The 11,987-nt window shown below is 33.8% G+C and carries 14 protein-coding genes; 5 read left to right on the top strand and 9 right to left on the bottom strand.

Features of this window, described 5'->3' with window-relative positions; genetic code table 11:
• The first annotated feature begins 8 nt into the window (after positions 1 to 8).
• On the top strand, positions 9 to 752 hold the full coding sequence (locus Q4P18_RS02335; protein ID WP_303335096.1) for an SDR family NAD(P)-dependent oxidoreductase: 744 nt from the start codon (positions 9 to 11) through the stop codon (positions 750 to 752).
• A gap of 68 nt (positions 753 to 820) precedes the next feature.
• Here Q4P18_RS02335 and argB read toward each other — a convergent pair whose 3' ends face one another.
• A complete protein-coding gene (argB, locus tag Q4P18_RS02330; protein ID WP_303335094.1) occupies positions 821 to 1,699 on the bottom strand; it encodes an acetylglutamate kinase in 879 nt (292 codons plus the stop codon).
• Positions 1,700 to 1,939: 240 nt separating this feature from the next.
• Here argB and Q4P18_RS02325 point away from each other — a divergent pair, with 240 nt between their 5' ends.
• The 3 genes from Q4P18_RS02325 (at position 1,940) to Q4P18_RS02315 (ending at position 4,573) form a co-directional block, all read left to right on the top strand.
• Positions 1,940 to 3,304: an MATE family efflux transporter gene (locus tag Q4P18_RS02325; protein ID WP_303335092.1), complete on the top strand. Its 1,365-nt coding sequence runs from the start codon at positions 1,940 to 1,942 to the stop codon at positions 3,302 to 3,304.
• Positions 3,305 to 3,390: 86 nt separating this feature from the next.
• Positions 3,391 to 3,954 (top strand): hypothetical protein, encoded by a 564-nt coding sequence (locus Q4P18_RS02320; RefSeq protein ID WP_303335090.1) that lies wholly within the window; start codon positions 3,391 to 3,393, stop codon positions 3,952 to 3,954.
• Between the two features lies 1 nt (position 3,955).
• Positions 3,956 to 4,573, top strand: a complete 618-nt coding sequence (locus Q4P18_RS02315; RefSeq protein WP_303335088.1) for a hypothetical protein — start codon at positions 3,956 to 3,958, stop codon at positions 4,571 to 4,573.
• 44 nt (positions 4,574 to 4,617) lie between these two features.
• On the opposite strand, the gene Q4P18_RS02310 is transcribed toward Q4P18_RS02315, so the two are convergent.
• Positions 4,618 to 5,130, bottom strand: coding sequence for a thermonuclease family protein (locus Q4P18_RS02310; RefSeq protein ID WP_303335086.1), 513 nt, complete (start codon positions 5,128 to 5,130; stop codon positions 4,618 to 4,620).
• 89 nt (positions 5,131 to 5,219) lie between these two features.
• On the opposite strand from Q4P18_RS02310, the gene Q4P18_RS02305 reads away from it, so the two are divergent.
• On the top strand, positions 5,220 to 5,579 hold the full coding sequence (locus tag Q4P18_RS02305) for a DUF4258 domain-containing protein (RefSeq protein WP_303335084.1): 360 nt from the start codon (positions 5,220 to 5,222) through the stop codon (positions 5,577 to 5,579).
• Here the strand turns inward: Q4P18_RS02305 and Q4P18_RS02300 are convergent, their stop codons facing one another.
• From Q4P18_RS02300 to Q4P18_RS02270, 7 genes are all read right to left on the bottom strand, one after another.
• The gene (locus tag Q4P18_RS02300) at positions 5,580 to 6,473 is read right to left on the bottom strand and encodes an integrase (protein WP_303335082.1); all 894 of its coding nucleotides are present in this window, start codon (positions 6,471 to 6,473) and stop codon (positions 5,580 to 5,582) included. It abuts the gene before it with no gap.
• 263 nt (positions 6,474 to 6,736) lie between these two features.
• Positions 6,737 to 7,123 carry a hypothetical protein gene (locus Q4P18_RS02295; RefSeq protein WP_303335081.1) on the bottom strand — a complete coding sequence of 129 codons (387 nt, stop codon included), beginning with the start codon at positions 7,121 to 7,123 and terminating at the stop codon, positions 6,737 to 6,739.
• Positions 7,124 to 7,135: 12 nt separating this feature from the next.
• A complete protein-coding gene (locus Q4P18_RS02290; protein WP_303335079.1) occupies positions 7,136 to 7,582 on the bottom strand; it encodes a hypothetical protein in 447 nt (148 codons plus the stop codon).
• A 598-nt stretch (positions 7,583 to 8,180) separates the two neighbouring features.
• The gene (argJ, locus tag Q4P18_RS02285) at positions 8,181 to 9,413 is read right to left on the bottom strand and encodes a bifunctional ornithine acetyltransferase/N-acetylglutamate synthase (protein WP_303335077.1); all 1,233 of its coding nucleotides are present in this window, start codon (positions 9,411 to 9,413) and stop codon (positions 8,181 to 8,183) included.
• A 42-nt stretch (positions 9,414 to 9,455) separates the two neighbouring features.
• Positions 9,456 to 9,698: a hypothetical protein gene (locus Q4P18_RS02280; protein WP_303335075.1), complete on the bottom strand. Its 243-nt coding sequence runs from the start codon at positions 9,696 to 9,698 to the stop codon at positions 9,456 to 9,458.
• Between the two features lie 66 nt (positions 9,699 to 9,764).
• Positions 9,765 to 10,967 (bottom strand): hypothetical protein, encoded by a 1,203-nt coding sequence (locus Q4P18_RS02275; RefSeq protein ID WP_303335073.1) that lies wholly within the window; start codon positions 10,965 to 10,967, stop codon positions 9,765 to 9,767.
• Positions 10,960 to 11,985, bottom strand: coding sequence for a Zc3h12a-like ribonuclease (locus tag Q4P18_RS02270; protein WP_303335071.1), 1,026 nt, complete (start codon positions 11,983 to 11,985; stop codon positions 10,960 to 10,962). The genes Q4P18_RS02275 and Q4P18_RS02270 overlap by 8 nt, the downstream gene beginning before the upstream one ends.
• Positions 11,986 to 11,987: the final 2 nt, after the last annotated feature.

Below are 11,987 nucleotides of genomic sequence, written 5' to 3'. Positions count from 1 at the left end.
TGATAAATATGTTGAAAAATAAAGTGGCAGTGATTACTGGTGGAACTCGTGGAATTGGATATGCAACAGCGAAATTGTTTTTAGACAACGGATGCAAAGTTATCATATTCGGTTCAAGAGCTGAAAGTGTTGACAAAGCGTTAAGTCAATTAAATGAAGAAAATCCTAATTATCCTGTTGAAGGATATTATCCTAATTTAAATGACTACGAGGAAGTTGAAAAAACCATTCTTGCAATAGCTGAAAAGTATGGGAAAATCGATATCCTAATAAACAATGCAGGAATTTCATCATCAACCCCTATTGATCAGTACACAGTAGAGGAATTTGAAAAAATAATAAACTTAAATGTTGTTTCAATGTTTAAATGTATTAGAGCAACAGTGCCAATAATGAAAGAACAGGGAGAAGGAGTTATCTTAAATACAAGTTCAATGGTTTCCATTTCAGGCCAACCTTCAGGAGTGGGTTACCCAACATCAAAATTTGCAGTGAACGGTATGACATTATCACTTGCACGTGAACTTGGAAAGGACAATATTCGTGTGAATGCGGTAGCTCCGGGAGTTACAGAGACAGACATGTTTAAATCCCTTCCAGAACCGTTGATTGAAGGAATAGTGTCCAAAATACCTCTTGGAAGAGTTGGAAAACCAGAAGACATAGCTAATGCATTTTTATATTTAGCTAGCGATATGGCAAGTTACGTAACTGGAGAAGTTCTTTCAGTTGATGGAGCTTGCAGAAGTTAATATGGATTAATCTTAATCCATATACTCATTTTAAATTTAAATTAAAAAAAAAGAAATAGAATAAAATTCTATTTGTAAATCATTGTACCAATACCGTCTTTTGTGAATATTTCAAGCAAAAGAGAATGTTTTTTACGTCCATCTATAATATGGCATGATTTTACGCCATCTTCAATAGCTTTAACACAGGTTTCTATTTTTGGAATCATTCCACCAGTAATAATGCCTTCTTCTATTAATTTTGGAACTTCCTCGATTTTAATTCTTTGAATTAAGCTATCTGGATCATTAGGATCTCTTAAAACTCCTGGAACATCAGTTAAAATAATCAATTTTTCTGCATCTACTGCACCGGCTATTTCACCGGCAGCAGTATCTGCATTGAGATTAAGGCTTGTTCCGTCCTCTGCAATTCCTACAGGAGAGATGACTGGAATATAATTATTGCTTGTAAACATTTCAAGCAAATCAGTGTTGACACAGTTAATTTCACCAACAAGGCCCAAATCAATTTCCTCTTCGTTTCCGGACTCGTCAGTTATTTTATGTGCAGGTTTTTTACTTGCAAAAATCAATCTGCTGTCCTTACCAGAAACTCCAATTCCCTTTCCATCATGGAAACAAATTTGAGAAACGATATTGGTACTTATCTTACCAACCAAAACCATTTTAATAATTTCCATTGTCTCTTCATCGGTTACCCTTAAACCTTTGATGAATTTAGGTTCCTTTCCAAGTTTATCCATTGATCTGGAGATTTCAGGACCTCCTCCGTGAACTACAATAGGTTCCATACCTACATATTTTAAAAGTACAGTATCGCGAGCAGTGGAAGCCATTGCATCTTCATCCACCATTGCATGGCCACCATATTTAATTAAAATCTTTTTGTCATGAAACTTTTTAATATAAGGCAAAGCTTCAACTAAAATATTTACATCTTTCATTAAATCACAGCAAAAATTTTTATCAGTAATTATTTTAGTTTTTCTTAATTTAAATAATCTTTGAATTAAATAGGAAATGAAAACATGATGGAGATATGAACTTCAGGGTTTAAGGTTAAAATAACATTCAGAATAGTCATTTTACAAAACAAAAAGAAAATTGGAACCTTTAAAAAAATTGATGATGAAATAATAATATAAGCTAAAAAATAATAATATTAATATATAGGTGAAATAGTAATGGCGAATAAAAATGTTGAGATAATGAGAGGAAATCCTGAAGTGGCCGTTCGTAAATTGGCCATTCCGATTATGATTTCCATGATTCTAACAGCGTCCTATAACATTGTAGACGGAATTTGGATAGCTGGACTTGGAGAAGTAGCAATAGCTGCTGTAGGATTTGTAACACCCATCTTTATGATTTTGAATGGTGTAAGTGTTGGACTTGGAAATGGTGCTACAAGCAGCATCAGCCGATTTGTAGGCGCCCATGACAAGGAAAATGTAAATGAATCGGCAATGCACTCATTATTAATATTTTTAGTTGCATCAATTGGACTAACAATATTCCTGCTAGCTATTCAGGAACCTGTTTTACAATTATATGGAGCAAAAGGAGAAGCTTTGAATCAGGCATTGCAATACAGTACTCCTTTATTTGGAGGTTTAATAGCATTCATATTCAGCAATGGAGTTAGTGGAATATTGAGAGGAGAGGGAGATATGAAAAGAGCAATGTATGCTGTTTTAGTCTCAGTTATCCTTAATGCTCTTTTTGACCCGATTTTTATTTATGTTCTTAACTTTAAGGTTGCAGGAGCGGCTTATGCAACAATTCTAAGCTCTGCAATATCTGCAGTCGTTATCCTCTATTGGATTCTGATTAAAAAAGATACCTATGCAGATATCCATTTCAAAGACTTTAAATACAAGGGAGCGATTGTTAAGGATATTCTGGTAGTTGGAATTCCCGCTTCACTTGATATGGTGATGATGTCCATTGCAGTGGCACTTTACATGTCATTTATTTCAACAATAGCTGGAGATTATGGTATTGCAGTCTATACATCAGGTCAAAGGCTTTACCTGTTTGCAATAATGCCACTTACAGCAATAGGATCCGCCGTAACGGCCGTTGTTGGAAGTGCATTTGGTGCTAGAAACGGAGATTACATTTCAAGAGCCCATAAATTTGGAGCAAAATTCGGAATTGCCTTCGGTACTGTAATTACATTGATTCTTGTAATCTTTGCAGACCCATTATCAGTCATGTTTGCATACACACCCGAAACAGCTTACCTTGTTCCCGGAATAGTGTTGTTTTTAAGAGTAGCTACCCTTTGTCTACCTTTGACTGGTGCGGGAATGGCTTCAAGTTTCTTCTATCAGGGAATAGGAAAGGGAGTGCTGAGCCTCTTTTTCACAATCCTAAGGGAAATTATATTTGCAGTTATCCTGACCTATTACTTCGGAATATTCCTGGGAATGGGACTGTTAGGTATTTGGATTGGTCTTGCATTAGGTCGTTCAATAGCCAGTGTAATAAATTATATTGCTGGAAGATATACCATCAGAAAAATTAGGGAAGATATAGGAACCTAAAAAAATTCCTAAACTTTTTTATTTTATTATTTATAAATTATTAATAAACTATGAAAAAACTTATTTTAATATTGATAATCAGTTTTATGATGATTTCAACCGTTTCAGCAGTTGATTCGTCAAATTGGAAAACCGTGGCGATTGAAGGTCATAGCTTTAAAATACCTCCAAAATACGATGGGGGAGAACTGAAGGCCCACAGTTACACCATAGGAAATTGGAATAATTTTGAAATAGCCTGTGTGGATTCATATATAACAAGCAATTACGGTTATGTTGCATCACAGCAGCTTGTAGGAGATGATTTAACAATCAATGGCCATCCTGCACGCTACTTTTGCAGCTACAACAAATATGAAAAAACTGATCTTAGCAGAATCTACTTCCCCGTTGGAAAATCCATATACTACGTTTCATGGCAGTCAAGCAATCTGAGCGAAGATGTGAATGAAATAGTGGCCAGCAGCGAACCCTCTCAAATAAGTGAGGAAATTTTTTATGAGATTTTGGATCAGGCATTGCAGGACTATAAAAACGAGGAATCCCTAGAGAAGACTTACGTCCCACAACAAACCTATTCGAAAAGCAATCATCATAATTACTTGAATTATTACATATTCTACAAAATAGGACAGCATAGCAGGTATTAAAATGAAAAAAATAGCATTCGTATTAATTTTTAGTCTGATGATGATAACTGCAGTTTCAGCAATTGATGCTGATGACTGGAAAACCGTGAAAATCAAAGGACATGACTTTAAAATCCCTCCAAAATACAACAATGGAGATTTGAAAAATGGAAAATACACAATTGGAAATTGGCGCAATTTTGAAATAAGTTGTATTGACAACTCACTTCCAATGGTTTATGGATTTGCAGATTCCGATGATGCATATATGGAAGATATGGATATAAATGGACATGCCGTGCGTTATTTCAATGAATATAACAATGCTGAAAAGGCAAACGTTTCCAAAGTTTTCTTCTCTGTTGGGCAATCAGTTTATATGATTTCCTGGAAAAGCAATGAGTTTTCAGAAGATGTGAAAGACATCATAAGCAGCAGTGAAAGCTCAAATCTTACATCAGGCCAATTTTATGATATTTTAAGGGAAGCGTTGAATCAATACCATATACAAGAACAGAACAGTTTGAACACTCCTGATCCTGTATATGTGCAATCTGACAATAGCTATCATAAAAATGATGATTTTGTAAGATATTACTTAACCTATAAACTATTACAAGACTACAAGAGAGGTTATTAGAAAATAATCTCTATTAATTTTTTTAAAAAAAATAAGAGTGAAATTTAAACCCAGCTATGAGGATTAAATTCACTAGGTGGAATATACATTATTTCGGCAAGCCCTTCTTTTAAAAGCATTTCGTTTAGATTTTTACCGTCTACAATAACAACTGCCAATGTACGACCATATTTATCCTGATTTTTAGAATCATCAATATCCAAACCAACTACCTTGTTTTTGCATAATTTTGCTACAAAGTTTTTAGAAACCTTATATCCATCCACACCACGTTCTGGAGTATTTACACCAACAAAACGAACTTTTCCAATTCCATCAACACGAATGGTGTCTCCATCAATTACTTTGGTGCATAAACCAGAATATTCGACTTTACAATCAGTATCCTCGTATTTGCTTAGAATATCTTGAGCGGAAAGCCCCGAATATTTTGAATCTGGAATATTGTGGGAAAATCCTGTTCCCTTATAGTTATATGCGGCAACTGAAGACATCACTCCAATAGCCAACAATAGGATTGCCAAAACAATTAAAATATTTTTTCTTTTGAATTTCATCAGTATTATATTATGTTTATAAAATATTAATAACTTTGCCTAGCAAAGAAAAAGTAAGATTAATAAAATAAGAAAATAAAATAAAATCAATGAATATTTTTGATGAATTTATAGTTGGAAATGTAGAAGAAATCGACTGGTGCTTTGAATTGAGCCATTTCAACCAACGTTTAAGTGACAATAACATAAGCTTAAAATACGTTAAGCAAGTAATAATGGAAGAGGACTTTATAAGATATGAACAGGAAGCAGACAAAAGCTATGGAGTCTACTATCCAGCACCTCCAACAAAAGACTATGATGAAATAAAGCTTGTTTTCAGCTGTGATAAAAACACAATAAGCCTGGTTACAATAATGCCAATAACCGGAAAATTTAAAAATAAAAAATATAATGACTTAAAAAAGAAAAGAGATAAAGCACATTCAAGTGTAAACAGAAGATTTTAACTAGATTCTATAGTCTTTATCCGATAAAAAAACGTTGATGGTAATGTGAAATTCCTCCATTACTTTTGAATTTTCTTTTTTAAAAATGATTACATTGTCCATTACCTTTTCATAAAGTGACTTTAATTTTTGAGGATTTGTTTTGATATATGCCTCATGAACTGCATTTTTGCTTCTGCCCTGCAATGCATCAATATATTCTGCAGTCAAGCCAATGTTTGATGCATGGAATTTCCTTAGAGTATGTGATCTGAAAAACCTATACCTTCCCTTAAAACCCCAACCCATATCATCATTAACCTTCTGGAACTTGGACAATAAAGCAGCATTTGTAAAGTCGAATAATTTATCGTTTAAGGATAAATTGGGCCTAATCTGCAAATATCTAACAATATAGTCAGTTGCTTCAGGAGAACAGAACGTATAATAATATTTATCTGTCTTAATTCTTTTTAGATAAAATGTAGGAACGATATTGTCCATTTTGCTTAAGCTATCTAGAACATTTTCGATTGATCCCCCATTATGATATTCATAAGTTGCATCTATAAAATCGGCAACGGTTAAGGATAACGTTTCGGCCTTGGCAGTTCCTGAAGAAACCATAAACAGGACAAGGGCCTTGAAGTCAATAGAAACAGAATCGACAACCTGAGCAATATGTCTTTTGGTAGGCAAATCCAAATAGCTACTTTCATAGGATTTCTCATATTTCATTATTGGAAGAGAAGGAATCTCAACTTCAAAATGCCTGTAGAATGTTTTAATCTTTGAAAAATAAGTTTTGACAGAATTGGAAGACATGTCGCTTGATATTAAAAAACTTCTATAATCTATTAACCTCTCCTTTAGCTTTCTGTTTTTTAAAGGAATTCCCTTTTTTTCTTCATCCAATGCTTCGGTGACTAAGAATTCAATGGATTTTTCGTTGAATCTTTCAAACTTCTTAATTGCAGACTCATAACCTTTTCGAGTCCCATATTTTATATTTCTCTGATTGCAAAAATCATCAAATAGGTTTTTTTAAATTTCATAAGGATATTATTTAAAAAAAATAATAATTAAATTTTTAAGGTTTAATAAAGAATATCGTTTATTGAAAATGATATTACAAACATCAAAATCCTCTAAAAATAGATAAATACATAATATAACATCTACCTCAGAAAGTTTCTAGGAATGGTTTCATAGTCAATTGTGAAATTAATCTTGTTAAATGAAGGAATAATACCATGACTAATTGAATAATCCTCCATCTTATCATAAATGACGTCCCAATATGTTTTAGCAATTTTATATGGAATGGAACGGGAAATTCTAATAATGAAAAAAGGAAGAAAAGAATTATCCCAATATGGAATGTATTCAACGCAACTCCCATGAAATTCATCTAGAATACTCTCCAAAAAATATTTCAGTTGTTTTATTCCACTATTTAAATAAGATTTCCATTGTTCAATTAAATAATCGTAATTGAACTGATTACAAACACTAAAATCCTCCAAAGGATTAACCAAAATATTGTTAATTATTTCAATTGACATGAAACCACCTAACTAAAAATTTAATAATTGCATTAAATTAATGCCATCCTCAATAACCTTTTCAACGTCCTGCAAATTTATTGTTTTATATAAATTATAATCTGCTTCAATTCTTTTTAAAAACATTGCTCTCAAATCTGAAGATAAAGTTATGAAATTTTTTTTAAGATTTTTTGGAACTAAATTTGAAATATCCTCCAAATCCTCATAAACAATTACATGAGAGCTCTTGTTTTTTCTATTTCTCATTTTTCCAAGACTTTCATCGAATACTCGTGTTTTCATTCCGTATTTAACTTCCAACCATTCTCTTGTATGGTTGTAGCATGCATAATAAACTCTGTTTATTACTGTGCGATAAATACATTCTTCACTTACTTCGTCTATTTTAAGACTCTTTTCTTCCAAAATGGCTTCTGCCAATGGAAGAAACTGTTTAAAATCAAAGTATGATTTCACTAAACTCACCTTATGTTTATACTCATATCTAAGATGCGCATAATAGATGTAAATTAGTATATTCCCTTTGATATTTAAGAATGGTTGAAGTGCATAGATATGATTTTGTGAAATTACATATAAAAAGATTGTTGTTGTTTTTAGATGAAATAAATAAGTTTAAACCAAATAAATATTTCGAAGTGAAAGCAATTTTAATGGTCCAGATAAAAATTTAAGATCAAAATATAAAATCCATGTCAATTATCAGAATATAGCACAAGAGCCCTTATCAAACCATGCAATGTGCAGGTTCTATAAAAATAGATAAAATGAATATTAAAAAATTAGATTGTTAAAATGAGAAATAATTGATTAAAAGAAGTTGAAGAGAGTAAATATTCTCTAAAAATAAGAGAATTATTTTTTCCAGGTTTGTTTTACTCCTCTTCCTCTTTTACTACCTGGTTTAGTATAACTTCTTTTTTGTCTTGTTCTTTTATTAGTTCCTTTGACTTTTGCCATCTTAATTCCTCATAATAATTTATTAAATGAAAATAATTTAAAAATAGAATAATCTATAACATTAAACTATATTTAACTAAAAGTATTTAAATATTTAGGTAGTATACTCTGCATTGATTTTGACGTAGTCATAAGTGAGGTCGCAACCCCATGCAGTTGCAGAACAATCCCCCAAATGCAAGTCAACATTTATGAAAATCCTCTCGCTTTTCATAATCTCTTCAGCTTGCCTAAGTTCAGGAGTATCATCCAAAGCCAGAATATTGCCTTCCCTTACCATGAACACTGAATCTTCATCATTTGCAAGGCCAATGGAGATAACAGTCTCATCCATATCAATTCCCGCATATCCCACAGCAGCAGCAATTCTTCCCCAATTAGGGTCCGCTCCAAATACTGCTGACTTTACGAGTGCAGATGAAATGATGGATTTTGCAGCCCTTCTGGCATCATCTTTAGATTTTGCCCCTGAAACTGTAGCCTCAATAATCTTTGATGCACCTTCACCATCACGGACCTGCTTTTTAGCCAAAACCTTACAGATATAATCAAGGCCTTTCTGGAACCTTTCATTGATTTTGCCGTCCTCAACAACTTCAACCCCTGAAGCACCGTTGGCCAACAGCAATGTAGTGTCATTGGTACTTTCATCGCCGTCAACTACAATCATGTTGAAGCTGTCATCAACAGCCTTTTTCAATGCCTTTTTAATGTACTTATGATCCATCACAGCATCAGTGACTAAAAAGCAAAGCATGGTTCCCATATTAGGAGCTATCATTCCAACTCCTTTTGTAATTCCACCTATCCTTACTGTTTCATTGTTCTCCAAAGCAATTTCAACTGCAAATTCCTTTGGAACAGTGTCAGTAGTCATAATGGCTTTAGCAGCTTCCAATGAAGACTCAGGAGTATCATCGAGTTTTGACAATGTTTCATAAGCCACCTTTTCGATAATGTCCATTGGCATTTCACGGCCAATTACACCGGTAGATGCAATAGCTATCTCGCTTTCAGGTATCTTCAAATCCTTAGAAACAAGTTTTACCAATTCTTCACAATCTTCAATTCCCTGTTGGCCTGTAAAGCAATTTGCATTTCCACTGTTTACAAAAATTGCAGATACAATTCCATTCTTAAGCATCTTTTTAGTGTATTTGACTGGAGCTGCCACAACCTTGTTTGAGGTAAATACTCCTGCCGCCTGACTATCCTTGCTTACAATAATAGCTACACCATATTTACCTTCCTTACTTCCAGCCACTTCAAGGTCTTTTATACAGGATAAACCTCCAGAAATATCACTTATATAATCTAAACTTTTCATAACCATCACTAAAAAAAGAAGTTTTTTAAAAAAAAGAATTAATTAATAAAATGTTTCATTGTTGTTGAAATCCACATGATCAATATCAGGATCATAAATAGGGGCATTTTCCTCTGATAAATTAGTGGTCATGTTAACTGTAACATTTTCAATATGAGTCACTTCTGTTGCGTTATCGGTATTGTTTACATTGTCCATTCCAATAGTAATACCTGCAACTGCACCTATTCCAAATGCAACAAGTGCTACAACCATTATAAAAACTAATTTTCCATCGTTTGCCATTTAATCAAAAAATCCTTTTTATTTTTATATAATTTATTATTCTGATAACATATATAATTTACCAATCTAAATTACTAAAGCATATATGATTGCAATTGCAACTGCAACAAAGCTCAGCAATCCAAATCCAAAAATGCACAACAGGAATGTTAAGACAAATACGAAGATGAAAACTCCCACTAATTTTCCTTTCTTGTTATCTAACATGTTTATTAAAGTTCTTGAGAATTCCGTTGGTATGTTGTAAGCGTATAGGCCATTTGCCAATTCAAAAATAACCAATGACAATGGTGAGGTTGAATTGAAACTGTCAACCAACTGTGCACGTTGACCTGCCTCCCTTCTGCTTTTACCAATGCCTGCCCTTATTTTTGCATTGTTGTTTGCTGCAAACCATGCCGCATCAAGGCCTGCCCTAATTGCCAAGTCCTTTGATGGAAAACGCGCTATGAAATCATCTCCACCTTCACGATATCCTTCAATTTCGGCTTCACATTCTGATTCTATAAACTGCCTTATTCCAGTCATCAGTTCAACAAGCTTGTTTCTTCCATATTTGGAGATGAATTTTGTTGAATCGATCAAATCAATGAAAAGATAATTGTCAAATTCCTCTGATTTTCCTTTTGAGAATTTGAATGGGGATTCAAATACCAATGCATATTCCCCTCCAAGTTTTGTGAAAGCTATTCCCGGGAAGTTTCCGACCTCGTCGGTGTATTCAAGTGACCTTTCAATAGCTGCAGCCCCTGTCATTCCAACTGCTGAGACTATCGGAATGCCTTTTTCAAGACCCATTCCAATCATTTTGATTCCTAGCCTTATTGCATCGTTTTTACTTGGCATCTTTGCAACTATTTCAGTAGAATCCAATTCAAGTATCTCTCCACCCTCATAATAAATCATCTTTTCAAAAACATTTATTAAACTGCTTGGACGTTGAAGCATTATGTAGAAATAACGGTCACTCCCCATGATTATATTACTTACAAGGGCATATTCTTCAATCTTGTTTTCCGCCGCCTTGATTTCATAGAAATTGAAATCCTCAGGCATGTTTTCAGGACCTATATCCCTCTTAAGATTTGTCAGAATGCTGTCTGAAGTAATCTCAGCCTTCTCTATTTCAAGCAAAATTGTTTGGGTAAAGTTAAAAAGCTCCACATATTCTGTTTCAATTTCATTAGTTGGAAAAAATTTAGTGCCCACGCTGATAGGCTTAAGATGAGTGTATAGCTTAATTAGAAATTTAGTTAAGCTATTAGTCATCGAAGCTTCCTCCCTTCTCCAATTCCACTTCAAATTCGCCAGGCCTGGTTAACATCATATCCGGCTTGACAGAAACAAATGGGAATTTGAATGAACCGATACGAGCAGCGATAGTACTGGCTATGTTTCTTGAATTTTTCTTAATGAAAACCTCATCATGAGAGCTTACGCGAATAACCACATTATATGGAGCGTTTTCAGTAACCTCATCAGCCAGCATGATGTTTAACTCGAAAGTTTTAGGTTTGGTAAATAAGTCATTACGTACAAGAATCAAAGGCTTTTTCTCAAGATGCAGCCTGTCTGCAATTGTAACTGAAATGCTTCCTGCATTTTTGACAACCATCTTATAGTCCCTAGGATGAACTAAAACGAAAATAACATATGGGGCTGCAACTTCCACATCATCAACCATATCCACGATCTTGTTGAAGAGAGGGATTTTAGCAAAGATGTTTTCAAGCTTGCTTCCGAAATCATCCTCATTGTCAATGCGAATAATAGCCTGTTTAGCGATGTTTAAAGGAGAAATCTCAATTCCTTCCTTCCCTGTATAGACTTCCCATCTTTTAAAAGTCAACTGCTTGATAATCTCATCGGAAATATGCTGTAAAATGTTCTTATCCTTTTTGATGCTGCTGGATTTACCTAAAGTTAATCTGCCATTTTCTATTGTAAACGGAATAACCATTGACTTGATATGTCTAAATTCATCAGCATAATCCCTGAATTTATCGTTGGACAATATTTTAGCATTTTCCTTAGTAGCTATGTCCAAAATAAAATGGTCTGCATCGTTTCCAGGTGGAACTTCTTCAACATTATCGCTTTCCAATAGCTTTTCAAAGGTTTCCTTATCGTCAATCTTATGGCGAAGAGAAGCGTCTGCAATTATTACAAACTCGTCGCCACTTTCCTCCAACGCCTTGACGGCCGCTAAAAGATTGGACATATGAGGTTGAAGACTATTATTTTTACTATAATGTGCAACATTAGAAGCATCTATCACTACTTTCATAA

Origin of the sequence: Methanobrevibacter sp., from assembly GCF_030539665.1 — an archaeon.
Lineage (GTDB): Archaea > Methanobacteriota > Methanobacteria > Methanobacteriales > Methanobacteriaceae > Methanocatella.
This window is presented reverse-complemented; position numbering and strand designations above follow the sequence as displayed.